At 70.4% G+C, this 15090-nt stretch carries 9 protein-coding genes; 1 reads left to right on the forward strand and 8 read right to left on the reverse strand.

Annotated elements, in window-relative coordinates; all coding sequences use genetic code 11:
• Nucleotides 1–21 precede the first annotated feature (21 nt).
• Nucleotides 22–180 (forward strand): hypothetical protein, encoded by a 159-nt coding sequence (locus ACFYY6_RS36435; protein ID WP_389197471.1) that lies wholly within the window; start codon nucleotides 22–24, stop codon nucleotides 178–180.
• Nucleotides 181–295: 115 nt separating this feature from the next.
• Here the strand turns inward: ACFYY6_RS36435 and ACFYY6_RS36440 are convergent, their stop codons facing one another.
• The 8 genes from ACFYY6_RS36440 to ACFYY6_RS36475 form a co-directional block, all read right to left on the reverse strand.
• Nucleotides 296–793, reverse strand: coding sequence for a helicase associated domain-containing protein (locus ACFYY6_RS36440; protein ID WP_389197473.1), 498 nt, complete (start codon nucleotides 791–793; stop codon nucleotides 296–298).
• Nucleotides 733–3522, reverse strand: coding sequence for a Helicase associated domain protein (locus ACFYY6_RS36445; protein WP_389197475.1), 2790 nt, complete (start codon nucleotides 3520–3522; stop codon nucleotides 733–735). The genes ACFYY6_RS36440 and ACFYY6_RS36445 overlap by 61 nt, the downstream gene beginning before the upstream one ends.
• 99 nt (nucleotides 3523–3621) lie before the next feature.
• Entirely contained in the window at nucleotides 3622–4650 is a 1029-nt protein-coding gene (locus ACFYY6_RS36450; RefSeq protein ID WP_389197477.1) for a TniB family NTP-binding protein, read from the reverse strand.
• 2220 nt (nucleotides 4651–6870) lie between these two features.
• Nucleotides 6871–7563 carry a TnsA-like heteromeric transposase endonuclease subunit gene (locus ACFYY6_RS36455; protein WP_389197483.1) on the reverse strand — a complete coding sequence of 231 codons (693 nt, stop codon included), beginning with the start codon at nucleotides 7561–7563 and terminating at the stop codon, nucleotides 6871–6873.
• A 382-nt stretch (nucleotides 7564–7945) separates the two neighbouring features.
• The gene (locus ACFYY6_RS36460; RefSeq protein ID WP_388653365.1) at nucleotides 7946–9322 is read right to left on the reverse strand and encodes a DNA-binding protein; all 1377 of its coding nucleotides are present in this window, start codon (nucleotides 9320–9322) and stop codon (nucleotides 7946–7948) included.
• An 81-nt stretch (nucleotides 9323–9403) separates the two neighbouring features.
• A complete protein-coding gene (tpg, locus tag ACFYY6_RS36465) occupies nucleotides 9404–9961 on the reverse strand; it encodes a telomere-protecting terminal protein Tpg (protein ID WP_388653368.1) in 558 nt (185 codons plus the stop codon).
• A 4-nt stretch (nucleotides 9962–9965) separates the two neighbouring features.
• Nucleotides 9966–12065, reverse strand: a complete 2100-nt coding sequence (gene tap / locus ACFYY6_RS36470) for a telomere-associated protein Tap (protein WP_389197479.1) — start codon at nucleotides 12063–12065, stop codon at nucleotides 9966–9968.
• A gap of 57 nt (nucleotides 12066–12122) precedes the next feature.
• Nucleotides 12123–14516, reverse strand: a complete 2394-nt coding sequence (locus tag ACFYY6_RS36475; protein ID WP_389197481.1) for a Helicase associated domain protein — start codon at nucleotides 14514–14516, stop codon at nucleotides 12123–12125.
• Nucleotides 14517–15090 lie beyond the last annotated feature (574 nt).

Here is a 15090-nt window from a genome sequence, read left to right on the forward strand (position 1 = left end):
GAGCGACCGCACACTGCGAATGTGGTGCTTGACCTGCAGGAGTTCGACGGGCCGACCATTTTCTTCCCACGCAACGTCGTCGTGGAGCTCCAGGCTGATTGCCCCGTCCGGACGATCCTCTTGTCCTCGCAGCAGCTCAAGGAGGGCGAGCTGCGCCTGGAAGATATAGCCCAGGGCTGACGCAGATGCCTCATGCGCGGAGGACGCCATGCCCACAGTCTCCCGATTCTGATGTTGCCCGTCCAGAACATCACGGTAATCGAACGCAAGTATGAGTGCGGTGGTGTTGTCGGTTCTAGCCGGGGTGGGTGCCGATGGTGGTGAGGAGGTGTTGTTGCTGGGGGTGGAGGGTGTTCCAGCGGGTGCGTTGCCGCTCGGTCCATCGCTTCAGGTCGGGGGAGAGGTGCCGGCCGGTGTGGTGGGCGAGCTTGGTCTGCTGGTAGGTGCGTTGCCAGGTGTGGGGCCAGGGTGGGTTCCACCACGGGTCGATCGTGGTGAGGGCCTGGTGGGTGGTGGGGGCGAGTTGTCCTTGTCGGGCTTTGCGGCGTGTTTCTACCAGCCACCTGCCGAGGGGGAAGCCGTCGTGGTGGATGTCTGCGCTGGGGGAGAGGTGGCCGTGGGCCAGGGCGTATGTGCGTGCGTGGGCGAGTCCGGGACTCGGCGGATAGACACGGCTGGTCCTGCGCCGCTGGCCGGCGGCGTCCGCGGCGCCGGGCACGATCCTCAGTTCGGTCAGGAGTTTCTGTTGCTCGGGTCGTAGACGATCCCAGGCGTGCGCTGTGCGGTGCTCCACGCGCGTACTTCGGCCGGTGGGCCGCCGGGGCGGGTTTGTGTGGTGCGGGCGCGTGTGTAGGCGCGTTGCCAGGACAGGTCCCAGGGCGGGTTCCACCACGGGTCGATCGTGGTGAGGGTCTGGTGGCGGGCGTTGGGGGTGGTGTCGCGTCGGGCTTGTTGGCGTTGGTCGTTGAGCCAGCGGCCGAGGGGGAAGCCGTCGTGGACGGTGGAGTGGGCCACGGCGAGGGTGTGGTGCACGGCGGCGTAGGCGCGGGCGTGCGCGAGCGCGGTTTCGGCGTAGGGGTTGAGGGGCCGGGTGTGGGCGGTTTCGCGGGTGAGGCCGATGCCGGCGAGGAGGCGCTGCTGGCCGGGGTGGAGGTCGTCGTAGGGGTTGCGCTGCTGGCGTAGCCAGGTGCGCTGGGCGGGGGCGAAGCTGCGGAAGTGGTGGTCGGCGTCGAACCGGTGGCCGGCATTGATCTGGTCGTGGACCTGCTGCCAGGCGCGCTGCCACGCCAGGCTCCAGGACGGACACCACCATGGATCGACCACGCTCAACGCCTTCGCGGCGGCAGACTGAGGCGCGCCCCTGTCGGCTTCGATACGGGCGTACTGGCGTTGCCGGCGCAGCCATCGTCCAAGCTGGAATCCGTCGTGGTCGGTGTCGATTTCGGCGGCGAGGGTCCCGTGGATGGCGTGGTAGGAGCGCGCGTAGCCGAGGCCGACGGCGAAGTCGGCTTCGCGTTCGGCGGGGCGTGCGGCGGCGCCGCGGGCCCGGTCCGCGGTCAGCCCGATTTGGGCGAGGAGGTCCTGTTGTTCGGGCTGGAGGGTGTCGTACTGGGCGCACTGGGTGGTCAGCCACGTGGCCAGCGCGCTGCTGGTGCCGGGGAACCCGGCTGTGGTGTCCAGGAAGTGGCCGTCTTGGACGTGGGTGTGTGCCTGGTGCCAGGAGCGCTGCCATTCCAGCGTCCAGGGCGGGTTCCACCAGGGATCGATCGCCGACAGTGCCAGCGCCCGGGCTGAGGGGCTGCCGTGGCGGTGCTGGTAGGCGCGGTCCTTGCTGCGTTGGTTGGACAGCCACTGTCCCAGCTTCAGTCCGTCCTGGATGGTGTCGGTGGTCGCGTTCACCAGCGTTCCGTGGGCGTCGGCGAAGGCGCCGGCGCAGGCGAGGACGCGCTGGAAGTGGGTGGCCATGTGCTTGCGGCGGGGCCTGGCCGCCTGTGCGGCCTCGTGGGTGAGCCCGATGTCGGTCAGGAGACGCTGTTGTGCGGGGTGTAGGTCGTCGTAGCCGATGCACTGGTTGTAGAGCCATTCGCCCAGGCCGAAGCTGGTGGTGGGGAAGCCGTGTTCGGGTCGCAGGGGCCCGCAGGCGCGGGTGTGGTCGCGGGCTTGGTAGTAGGAGCGCTGCCACATCACTGTCCACGGCGGCCGCCACCACGGATCCAGCGCCTCCAGGGCGGCGACGTGTTCGGGTGGCATCGCGGGGAATTTCCGGTGATTCGACAGCCACCGGCCCAGCGCGAAGCCGTTGAACCGCTCGCCGATCGGAGCGGCGAGATGGCCGTGCACGGCGGCGTAGGCACGGCGTGCGCCAGACCGGTCGTGAACGCCTGATCCGACCTGTGCCGAAGTCCGAGGTGAAGCCGCGTTGCACCCTCTGCCTTCTCCAACTTGTGGGCGGCGTCGCGGTAGGCCTGCAGTTCCCGGGCGACGGGCCGGGGCCGGTGCGCCATGTGCAGCGTCCACAGCCCATCCGCGCCGGCCGTGTCCGCAGGAGAGCGCACACAGTGCTGCGCCCAGACCAGCAGAGGACCGGCTGAGGTCGAGGCGATCCGCTCGGGAAGCCACGGCCGATTCGCGACCCGTGCCAATTGAGCGATCAGACCAGGGGTGTGAGCGAGTGTGTGGCAGGTGCCCACCGGTGTCGTCGAGCAGCCGCTGCCTCGTGCGTTCGCTGGTGAGGGCCGAGGTGAGGGCGACCGTCTCCGGGTAGGTGACCGCGTCCCTGGCCAGCAGCCGCCACCAGTCCGGATCAGCCTCCGGCGGCGCCATCTGGCGTTCCCGGTGCGGCCACTGCTCCTCCTCAGGCCATTGCTGCGCCCACCAGGAGACGACCACGGCATGGGCGACCTCGAACGCCTTGGCCGCGTCTGGCTGGTGGCGCAGCAGGTCCTGGTGCTGCCGGTGCGCCGCGAGGACCTCCGCCAGCCCCGCCAGATCGATCTGCTCGGTGCCAGCCGGTGCGCCGTCGATCCAGTGGGTGCCGAGCATCCAGCGCCCGTGACGCGGGCAGATCCGGGTGTGCGGTTTCAGGTACACCCGTGCGGGCTTGGTCCGTCCGGTGCGTGCGGCCGTGCACAGCTGGCAGCCTTCTCCCGCGGCGGGCACGACGCTGCCGAAGCGGAACCGCCCGGCCGCGCCCGCTCCGTCCGGCGAGATGGGCTCTTGGGCGGTCCAGGCGGGCAAGGCCCGCCGAAGGGTCTCCTCGGGCACGCGGCTGAATGTGGAGATGCGGGCGCGGGCTTCGGCGTTGAGGTAGACCTCGCCGTCCGTCCGGTAACCCTTGAACAGGCCCCCTCCGACCTGGACGAGGGCGGGGATGAGGTCTCTGACGCCGAGTCGGTAGCGGTCGGCCAGCCGGTCCAGGTACGAAAGGTTCGTCTCGCCCTGCAGCGGCGCGAGCCGTACTGGCCCCGGACGTGCCGCAGCCGTACGCGGCGGCTGCGACTGTGGTGGAAGAGAGTCGTGCATGAAGGAGCAGAGGTCGTTCCTGGCGGGCTCGGATGTGTCGGCATCCGAGCAGTGGTCAAACGGGGGAGCGGGACGGACGGTTGAGGCAGACGCCGCCGGTCAGGGCATGCGTTGTGAGGGCGTCCGGCGGCGGTGCGGTGCCCGGGCCCGTTGTTCGGCGGCGGTGTCGAGCTCGATCTGTTCGAGCAGTTTCTTGGTGATCTTCTCGGTGCCGTCCAGCAGGGATACGAGAGCGGCTTCGCGGATGAGGTGGGAGAGGCTGCCCATGCGGCCGCCGGTGCGGGCGTGGAGGTAGGCGGCGTGCGTGACCAGGGTGTCGGGCCGGTGGTGGCGCAGTCGCAGGGCGCTGTCCATGCTGCGCACGAGGTCGTGCCAGATCTGCTTGTCGGCTGTACTGCCGTAGCGCAGGGGCTGGTTGCGCACGATTTTGAAGCGGCCGGCGAGCTGGGAGCCGCGTACGCCGGTCAGCAGGGGTGAGGTTTCGACGTCGATGCCGGAGTAGACGAAGGTGGCTGGGATGCGCTCGCCGAGGTACTTCAGCTGGTCGGAGGTCTCGGCGCCGGCCCGGCTGCGGGTGTCCATCAGGTGCACGTCGTCGACCAGGACCAGCTGGGTGCTCATCTCGCACAGCAGCCCGCACACGGCGTTGGTGATCTGGATCTGGTTCATCCGTTCCAGGGCGGGCAAGCCGAGGAAGCGGGCGAACTCGCTGATGAGCATCTTCGGGGTGGAGGACGGCGGCACGGTGATGAACAGCACCGGCAGACGCTCGTCCTGGTTGGGGTGGCGGCGCCGGTCGGCGAGTTCGACGGTGCGCCCGAGCTGCTGCATGGCGGTGGTCTTCCCGGTGGTCGCCGGCCCGGAGATGATCAGGCCGCGCCGGGCTCCGCCCTGCTGGCCGCGGTTGAGCAGCAGCAGACGGCGTACCGCGGTGGAGATGGCGTCCATGGCGGGGGTCTTCAGCACCACGAACCGCGCGTGGTAGTCCTCCCGCTGCTCCAGCGTCCACTCCTGGTCGCCGGCGTCCCGCGCCGGTGCGTGGGGCGTGTCGACGAACTGCTGCCACCCGTCCCACGTGGTCAGCGGACTGAACGTGCTCGTGGTGGCGGGCTGCGTCGTCGTCACCATGCCTGGGCCTCCTGGTACGGGTCGTAGATGCGCATGCCACTCGCCCCGGCGGCGTCCAGCGTCCGCTCAGCGGCCTGGTCCCGGGCCGCTTCGGCCTCATCCGCGTGGCCTGCCGCGGCGTCCTGGCCGTCGGCGAGGGCGGCGAGAAGGTAGTCCTCGCCGTCCGGGTCGTCCTCAAGGTCGTCGAGGCTGTCGTCGGTGTCCCAGCCGTCGGCGTCCTCGAGCGGGGCGGCGAAGGAACCGGGCAGCCCGTACGAGGCCCCCGGCGCGAGAGGCGCAGGCCACTGCTGCGGGGGGTGGCGGGGGAAGGATCGGTCATCTGCGCGGCCGCCTGGGCCCGGGCGGCTACCGTCCGCTCTCGCCTGCTGCCCAGTCCCTGGCTGGCACGGCGCAGCAGCGCATCGAGTGCCTGGGCGATCGCGGCCTCGTGCTCTTCACGGCCATGCCGGCGTTCCACGGTGCGGCGGACGTGGTCGAAGGTGAACGCGGTGAACGGGCGCCTGACCGCCTCCGCGTGGACCCACGGCACCTCGAGCCATCCCTCGGGCAGGCGCACCCACACCCGGTTCGGGTCGTAGGGGTTGTGGTGGACCTCCCAGCGGCCGTTCTTGTCCGCCCGCGGTGAGCGGCGGCGCCGGTAGGGGTTGAGGCCGGGGTGGTCGTAGGTGCGGTAGCCGAAACGGATGCCGTAGTCGTTGACGGCCTGCCACCGAAGAGGCAGCAGCTCGACGTAGTCGTCGGCGGACAAGGGCACCGGTACATGCCCGGTCAACGCCACCAGAGCCGCCCACATCTCGTTGGGTGAGACGGCGACCTGCGGCATCATCGGGTGCCGCAGCGCCTCGTGCCGTCGCTCCTGCCACCCGCAGATGACCCATTCGTCCAGCAGTTCCTGAAGCTGCGTCAGGCTCCAGCAGGCATCCTGCTCCGCGGCCGCGCCGCGCTGAGAGACGTCCGAGCCGGTGTGGCCCGGCAGGTATTGGCTGAACCCGTCGGCGATGGCGCGGAAGGTCCGCTCCACGTTCCCCTTCGCCGGGCCGTTCGCCGGCGGTACCGGCTGCACCGACACGCCCAGGCTCTCGCACGCGGAGATGAATGAAGCCGATACGTACACTCGGCCCTGGTTTACGACCACCGTCTCCGGCATGATCACCGGCCGGGCGGCAGCCTGCTCCAGTCGCGCGTCCAACGCGATCAGCCGCTCGTAGGGGATGACCGACCGCTGCATCGACAGCGCCGCATCCCAGCCTGGCCGCATCGCCGTCGGCACCACCATCTGCGCCAGCAGCATCGCCGCGTCCACCGACGTCGTGCCCACCGGACGCACTACCGCGGCGCAGATGCTGCGCGTCGCCACGTCCAGCGCGATGCTCAGTTCAAGGCGGCCGGTCACACCGTCGTCCAGGACCGCCAGTACATCCAGCGGCGTGCTGTCCAGCATCACCAGCTCACCCGGGCGCAGTGCCACCGTCGGCGTGAACGGAGGTGCCGGCCGCGACGCATGCCACCGCCGCTGTGTGGCTGTCCCCAAAAGGCCCTGTCCGTCGGCCACCGCGTGCACCAGCCGGTTGAACGTCGACGCCGGAGGCAGGGCCACCACCCCGGCGCCATACTCCTCCTCCAGCAGCCACCCCACCCGGCGGCGCAGTCGCACCAGCGTGCCCGTCGACCGCTCCCGCTGCCCCTCCAGCACCTTCCTGACTGCCGCGACCACCCGCTCATCGGCCCGCCCCACAGCCGACCGCTCCCGCACCGCCCGGCCGTCCACCAGCCCCCACAAACCCTCGCTGCGGTAGCGCGCCCGCATCCGGCGCACCGTTGCCGCACTCGCCGACCAGCCCGCCGCCGTCAACTCCTCGGCCTTCGCCAGCTCCCGCTGCGCCAGGCTCCGCGTCGCCGGATCGAACTGCTCACGCGGGACGCCCTGCCCGACCGCGTCAGGAAAGCCGGTCTCCACCTCCCGCACATGCCGCTCCCACGCCTGCGCCCGCTCCCGCACCTGCTCCGGCAGCGCCTCCAGCAGCCCGAACGGCGGCACCTTCCCCGGCGCCGGCCCGCCTACCACCTCGAAGGACGGATCGGCGAACAGGTAGGACAGCAGCACCACCGCCGAGGCGCCCTCGTCGGTCACCAGCGTGGCCCGGGCACCTTCCAGCACGGCGAGCGTCCATACCCGTCCGTCGTAGCGAAAGCGCGCCCCGACCTCGACAACCGCCTGCGTCACGCTGCCCCGGCCTCCTGCCGTGCGACCGAGACGACAACGCGCTCGTGCAGCGGTTCGTCCAGCCGCACCTGCAGCACGCCGCTCCACAGCGCGTGAAAGACCGCCGGCCACACGGCGATCGGGTCACCCAGCCCACACACCGCCTCCACCGCAGGCCGCGGACTGCTGAACGCCTCCAGCAGAGCCGGCATCCACGGCCCTGCGGCGTACCGGGGATGCCGGTAACCCGCCAGCCACCGCACGTTGGCCACCAGCACCGGATCCGGCGGCCCCGCGAGCCGGTAGGACCAGCCCGCTGCCTTGGCGGCCACCGCCACAACCCGTGCCCGCTTTGCCAGCCGGGCAGAGGGTCCGCTGCGTCCCGCGCAGTCGAGGAACAGGCCGCTGCCGTCCTGCAGCCTGGCCATCAGCTGCGGCGTATGACCGACAGCCTTGCCGTCCTCACGCCACACCAGTTCCACCGGCCGACAGGCCAGCGCCACCACAGCCGGATCCCGGTCCAGCAGCATCAGCTCGGTCCGCATGACACCGGACCCGTACGCCACCAGCCGCCCGCTGGTCGACGACCACCACCAGCCAGGAGCAACCCGCCGCCCGTGCCGGACGGGGAAAGGCCATACCGCAGGAGAGTCCTCGAAGGGGACGTCCTGCGCAGCCTCAAGCCACGGGACTTGACGCGAGCATCCCACCGGGTCTCGAAAGCGCACATCGATCAGGCTGGCGTCTACGGCTGGGGAGCCTTCGCGTCGCACAGCACTGTCCGTGCTGTGCGGCTCGGGGATGCGGCACCCGGCCCCGGGTACCGCAGACGATGCGGCCTCCTGGCTGCTGTCGATGATCACGTACTCCACACAACGCCATACCTGACCTGCCGCGCAGCAGAACCGGTCGGTAACCAACATCGGTGCAGCCGCCGGATGTTGGGCTGCGCGGGGCACCCAGGGCGCCGGGCGGGGGCACCGGTGTCAGTGCAGAGTTCTGCACTCTCACCCCACCGCGCCGCACCCTGTCGGGCAACGGCTCACCGACTGCCGACCGGCCCGCGCCGCTATTCGGCTGCCGCCGGTCGTGTCAGTCCTCTCCCTCACCCTCGGCGAGCACCTCGGCCAGCTCCTGGGCGGGCAGGCGGGACCAGGCGGCGACCTCCTCCAGTGCCACCCCGGCGGCGACGGCCGCGGTGGCGGTGTGCACGAGGGCTTGGTCGATCAGGGCGGCACTGTGGCTGAGGTGCTCCAGCAGCGTGCGGGCCACCTCGGCGGTGGTGCCGCTGTGCACGCCGCGCAGCTCCACCAGCTGTTCGCGCGCCTCGTCGACCAACTGCGTGATGCGGAACCGCTGTTCGGCGCTCGCCGTAGCCCGCCACCGGGTCCCCGAGCCGCCCGCCTGGGCTTCCGCCGTCAGGACGCGCAACTGGCCGGCCATCGTGGCGGGCTGCTGCTCCCGCTTCAGCCGCCACGGATCCTCCCGCCACCCCGGCGGCCCCGTCTCACGGCGGCGGGCGCGCACGATCGCACCCTTCCAATCGTTGAGCGGGCTGCCGTGGTCGGCCGCGAGCTCGGGTCCCAGCCAGGTGCGGCCCACCAACTCGCCCAGCCGGTGACAGAACGCATCGTCGGCGCCCCGCGCCCGAGGCTGCATCCCGCCGCTTGCCCGCCAGGCCACCTCGGCCATGGCCGGCTCCAGCAGCGCCCGCGCCACGGCCACCACCTCCGGGAAGATCGCCGCGTCCCGGCCCACGATCCGCCACCACTCAAGCCGTGATCCCGCGTTGCCGCCCGCCAAGTAATGCAGACGGCGCGGCCAGATTTCCTCCTGCTCCCAGTACAGAGCCTGCTCCCACCAGCGGGCCACCACCGCATGCGCCAGTGTGAACGCCTGCTGCGGCTCCACCGCGGCGCGCACCGCACGCCGTGCCACGCCCGGCCACCGCCGCTGCCCGGCCACCACCTCCGGCAGCAGGCGCAGATCGAGGTGTTCCAGCGGCTGGTCGGCGTCCGCGTCCAGCAGCCAGCGCCCGTGCCGCAGGCAGACCCGCTGCCGGCGCGGCAGATACCGCACCGCCCGCAGTGCCTGCCCGGTGCGCCGCGCCGTGCACAGCCGGCAGCCGAACGCTGCTTCCCCCGCCACCGCGGCCGCCGCCCGCCACCGTGCCTGCGCCAGGGAGGCGTCCCGGCCGGTGCTGATCTTGGGATCGTCCACGGTGAACGACGGAAGAGCGCGCACCAGCACCGCCGGTTCCACCCCGCACAGCTCGGCGAGCACACCCCGCCCGGCCCTGTTCAGGACGACCTCCGCATCTGCCCTCACACTGCCGCCATCGTGCCGGGTGGGGGAGTTGCGGCACGTCCACAGCCGCATCACGCTGCTGGCTGCGAGACCGTAGCGGGCAGCCACCCGGCTGATCAGCGACGCGGTCAGCTCCCCCGCCAGCGGCACGGTTCGCAACACCCCTGCGGCCACACCTCACCCCCGATGCCTTCTTCGGCTCGCACAGCGACTGGGCAGGTTCCTGCCCCGGTCGGCGTTTGGTCAGTAGTCGAGGTCGAGGTAGTCGATGTCGTTGAGGGTGACGTCGGAGAGTCCTGTGGCGCGACCTCCGCCGTCTTGGAAGTAGATCTCTTTGAATCCCTCAGCGATGATCGCGCGCATCTCCTGGTCGCCGGCGCCTGTGTTGCGGGCGTCGAAGAGGCGTTGTGCGTAGCGCGGGGGGAGGTGCACGGTGAGGCGGCGGAACCGTCCGTCGTCGGTCGTGCCGACCGGCGCGGTGTAGCCGAACCGGGCCCGGGTCTCCACCGTGATCCCGTCGGTGATCGCGGCCTTCTTCTGCCGGCGCTTGCGTACCAGCGGCTGCCACCGCTGCCGTACGGCGTCGTCGATCTTCGCGGCGACGTCGGCGCGGGCGTGCTTGCGGGCGCCGCGCCGGTAGCGGTTGACGGAGTCGGCGGTGACCCCGAGCTCCGCCGCGACGGCCTTTGCACTGCCGAGCTGCTTGATCAGGAACCCGATCTGACCCTTCAACGTTTTGGGCGGCTTCTTGGTGAACGCCTCGCGGTCGGCCCGCTCGATCGCGTCCTCGATCTCCCCCACGGCCCTACTCCCCTTCGTCCAGGACGGCGTCGCCACCCTTGATGTGGCGGGCCGGGTTCAGACTCTTCTCCATCAGGTCGACCGCCCACAGCATCGACTGGACGCCCTCCAGCTTCGCCAGGCCCGGCGTGGGCCCGAGACGGAAACCGCCGGGCTGCGGCTTGCCGGAGGCGGCGTAGGGGAGGAAGTCGAGCGGGCTCTCCCCCGGGCTCGGGTAGACGACGCAGTCGGAGAGCACGGCGAGCGGGTAGAGCCCGGTCATCTTCGCCATGTTGTTGAGCTTGCGGTGCATGTTGACCCGGGCCTTGGAGATGACGGCGGCGCGGATGTCGGGGCGCCAGGTCGGCCGGGAGAGGGCCGGCCACGTCTCGCCGTCCTTGTAGTGCTTGCCCTGGGGGCGCTCGCGGAGCTTGCCGACGCCGCCCTTGACCGTGGCCTTGATCGCCGCGAGGACGGCGGCCAGCGCCGGGTCCTTCTCCTTGTGGTGTTCCATCGCCGCCAGGAAATCGGTGTCGGACAGGTCCTTGGTGACGCCCATGTCGGCGAGGGTGTCGACGTAGGCGTTCTTGAGGCGGTCGTGCCACGGGTCGAGGTACGCGCCGGTCTCGCGGCGCAGGTACGCCTCGATCGGGTGGACGTCGTGCCCGAGTTCCTGGGCGTAGGCGAGGGTGTGCGTCTGGTACCAGGCCGGGCCGGTCGGCCGGGAGCCGTCCGGTGTGAACGGCGAGGGCAGGCGCGGGTCCAGCTCGATGGGGGACAGGTCCGCCAACCAGGAGCCGGGGATCTTCGGGTTGAACTTCACGTTGTGGAAGTGATCCGGGGCGGACAGGCCGACGACCAGGCGGGCCGCAGCGGCGAGGAAGGCCGTGTTGAGGTCCAGGCCGACCACGAAGGGCAGCAGGCACTCCTCATCGCTGAGCGTGTCCACCGACCGCACCCACTGGTACGCCTCCTCATTGAGGAACCCGCCCGTCCAGCCGGACTGAACGACGACAGGGTGCTCCGGGGTTGCCTCCGGCGGCGCCGGGTCCATCGGCCTCGTCCCCAGCGAGCCCGGGTTGTAGCCGGAGATCCAGTTGCCGGTCTCCTCATCGCGCTCCGGACGGGTGGGTGGGCGCAGTGCCGTCATCAGCTCCAGCCCGGAGACGGCGGTGGAGCCGCGCGGGGTGATGATCCGCTGGGCGTACACGCCGAGGACGCGGGCGATGTCGGCCGGCTCCATCTCGGCGACGCCGGGCCAGGAGCGCTCATCAAGGGCGTCCCAGGACAGGATCGCCAGCTGCACGCACTGCCGGTCGCGGCCCTGTGCCTTGCGGTAGATCCGCGCCCACGGGCCGAACCCGCGCTGCGTGAGCTGCCACTTGGCCTTCGCCACCTGCTTGACGACCGGGTGGTCCTCGGGCAGGCGCAGGGAGCGGCGCTGCTCGTGGCCCTCCAGGTGCTCGGGCAGCCCGAGCTTCACGGCGGCCGTGGCGGTGAGCACGATCAGCGGGTCGGAGTCCTTGCCGTACCGGTTGAGCTTCGGGGCACCGAGGCCGGACTCGCGCAGAGTCCACTCCACCAGCTCAACCACCGTGGTCGCCGGGCACTCCAGCACGATCCCGTCGACGCCGTACGCGCAGCCGTCACCGTCCAGCACGGCGAGCGGGCCGTGCGGGAAGCGCGGGTCGATGGCGGGTTTCGCCGCCTTCTTCACTGCCGGACGCCGCGATGCCGCGGCCGACTGGGTGGCGGGACGTGCCGGCCCCGCGGCTGGCACGGTGAGAGCCTGCGGGGCGTCTGCCGCCTCCGCCTCGGATGCTGCCGGTTCACTGCACGCTGCTGCCGCCGGCGTGACAGCCAAGGCTGGACCGCGGGCGGGATACTTTTCCGCCCACCCGTTCAGTAGCCGCTGGTAGGCATCCAGACGCGGCGACTTCGGCTCGCTCCGGCCGTTCTCCCAGTTCTTCACCGACTGGGTCGTCGTCTTCAACGCGGTCGCGAGGCGGGCCTGCGTGATACCGGCGGACTCACGCAGCCGGGCACGCTCCGCCGGAGGCGGGAGCTGCGGTTCCTCGTCCAACAGCGCGTCGACGGACGCGAACAGCTCTTCCTCAGACGCCATTCCCTGCACCCTCACGTCAGGACCCAATACTGCTTAACCAAAAAATTACCCCACTCTTTAACCCTGCCGCGCCCATTCCAAGCCCAGCTCGGCGAGTGCGATGAGTTTGTCGGGGGTGAGCTTCGCGCGGCGCCCCTTCTGATTCATGATCCACACACCAAGCTTCACCTCGGTGCCATCCACTAGCCGTTCCACGTGCCCCCTGGGAACGGTCAGGGAGCCGGCACGAGCCTTGTACTGCGCCAGGGCCGCTACGCCCCGCTCGAAGGCGCTCACAGGCGCCGTAGACGGCTTCACCGATGCCTCCAGACCGGGCGAGTGCGGGATGACGCCGATGGTCTCCAGGCGCTCGCGCTGCCCGTCGGACAGGGCCGCCCAGACCTCGGGCTGGCGCTGCCGGGCGAGCCACTTGCCGATGTCCATGCCGTGCACGGTGACCCCGGGTTCGACGTACGCGAGGATGGTTTCCTCCGCGAGCATCTCCCGCACCACCGCGTAGTGCCGCTGCCACTCGGCCGGCCATGACGGGTTCCAGTCCTCGTCGATCTCCTTCAACGCGGCTTCCCACTCCGGCTTGCCAGCCAGCGCGCCGGGGCGGCGGAGGTTTGCGAGCCACTGCCCGATGGGCCGGTCCAGCATGGTCGCGGTCCGGGGCGCGCAGAGCGTCCAATGTTGGTCGTAGTAGGCCTTGGCGGCTTCGAGGTTCTCCTGGAACCGCGCATCGGCGACCGACCAGACCATGCCGAGCCGCTCCAGCCGCTGCGCGCGCTGCCCGGTCATCTCGCCGGCTCCGTACGCGCGCCGCTGTTCTGCCACCCACTGCCCAAGGGGCGTCGCACCCTCCCGATGTCCGTAGGGCACTCGCGCGTTCCCGACCCGCTCGACGTACGCCTTCAGCTTCGCCCAGCCGCGTGCCCAGTCCTGCCGCTCGGTGTCGATCACGTTGAAGCTGACCCAGTCGGCGACCATCACAGGGTCACGCGGAGCCGCAAAGCGGAGCAGCAGACGGGTTTCTTCCTCGTTATCACCGGGTGCGGAACCGATGTACTTAGAGGGCTGAACGTCAGCCTTCTGAGGCTCCTGTGGGATAGCCAGCAATTCCACGGCCTCTTCGTCGTGAGCCCGCAGACCTTCCAATACCTTCACCAAAGGCCGGTACGAACCGGAAGTGAACATGTCCTCCGGCTGTTCGTCGGGCTGGAGGAATACCGGCACGATCAAAGAGGCGAGCTTTCCCTGTCCGGGCTTCTGACGTAGCGCGCGCCCAATAGCCTGGACGATGTCGTGCGGCGCGCCCTTCGGGTCCAGCAGGGCCACGGAGTCCACGGCCCGGATGTCGACCCCCTCCCCCAGGACGCGGCAGTTGGAGAGCACGGCCCGCCGGGCGGTGGTCCCGAACTTGCCCAGCACCTCCCGCCGGCGCTCCGGGACGTGCTCGCCGCACAGCCAGTCCGCCCAGATCTCCGCCGGGTACTTCTCGGGCCGGTCGTCGTGCAGCCGCTTGGCCACCCGCTCCAGGCCCTCCGCATACGCCGCGGCCTCTATGGTCCGGTGGTGGAAGGTGATGCACGTCTGCAGGTTGTGCTGCTCCATTGTGTGCAGCAGCGCGGCCTGGAGCGCCCCGAGGCGCTGCCCGCGGACCTTCTCGGTGTGCCGGTCCTCGCCCATCAGCCGCTCGGGCGTCACGACCGGGTCCTTCAGCTCCAGGACGATGATTTGGTAGCGCGCCAGCAGCTTCCGTGACACCGCCGACGCCAGCGAGAGCTTGTAGAGCACCGGCCCGAAGACGGCTTCGTCGTCCATGGAGGCCGCCATCTCGCGGGGCAGCGCGTCACGGACACCTTCGGCGACCTCCCAGTGCGGGGGCCGCTCCTGCCAGATCCGGGGCGTCGCCGTCAGGTACAGCCGGCGGTGCGCCGGGATCTTCGTCTGGTCGTGGATGTCCGCCCACGCCTTACCCATCGACCCACTGGTCCGGTGCGCCTCATCGACCACCGCCAGGTCCACCGGGGCGAGCTTCTGGCCGTAGGCGCCCTCGAACGCCTCCACGAGCACGCCCAGCGAGGCGTAGGTGGCGTAGATGGTCACCGGCCCCTCCTTGTGCCACAACGCGAGCTGCACGGGGTTGGTGGTGCTCCGCACTCCCAGGTGCCACAGCTCCGGGTCGTCCAGCGGCGAGCACACCATGACCGCCGGCGCCTTGTGCCCGGCCCCGCTCCACGCCTTCACGGTCTGCGCCAGGAGATCCAGGGTCGGCACCACCACGAGAATGCGGCCCTTGGGCACGATCCTTTTCGCGGATGCCGCCGCGATGATGGTCTTTCCCGTTCCGCACGCGGCGTGCACCTGCCCGCGCAGACCATTCCAGGGAATGCCGCCCGGCGGGATATCGAGACCGCGCACGATGGCGGCTACGGCCTCAATCTGGTGTTCACGCAGTTTCACGGCCATTCCCGTGTTCTCCTTTTCGCGGAATGCGACGCGTAATAGGAATGAGAGTCCGGCGCGGTGAGTGGCGGGCCAGGGTGGTGGTGTCTGGTTCCAGACTCTACACACCTAGCACCCGTGATGCATCATCCACGCGACAGCTTCCCCCTGTAGGCTGATACTTGGCTGAATCTCGCCCCGTTCGCACGGTTCATAGGGTATGCTGGCGGGGTGTTGGTGAACGTGAGCGACCGGTTTCGAGGGTGGGGGAGGGGTTCGGGTGGAGCGCAGCGGAGCCCGTCACTGCGGTGGGGCCGGCACTCCGTCAGGCCGATCGTCCGTCACTCTCGTTGCGGGCTCTGGTGCCAGGAACCCCAAGCCCTACACAGGCCCGCGCGTAATGCACCTCCCCTTGCCGCTAGCCCCGGCGACCGCGCTTGCGCGGGTGCCTGCAATTCGCGCTTGCGCGAATTGACGCCCTGTCGGAATTCCGTAAACGGAATTCCAATTCCGGCGCTTGCGCCGGAATCCGAATTTGCGCTTGCGCCAATTCGCGCTCTATGCCCCGGCTTGCCGGGGCATATCCCGCTCCGCGGGG

Source organism: Streptomyces sp. NPDC001750 (assembly GCF_042892615.1).
Lineage (GTDB): Bacteria > Actinomycetota > Actinomycetes > Streptomycetales > Streptomycetaceae > Streptomyces.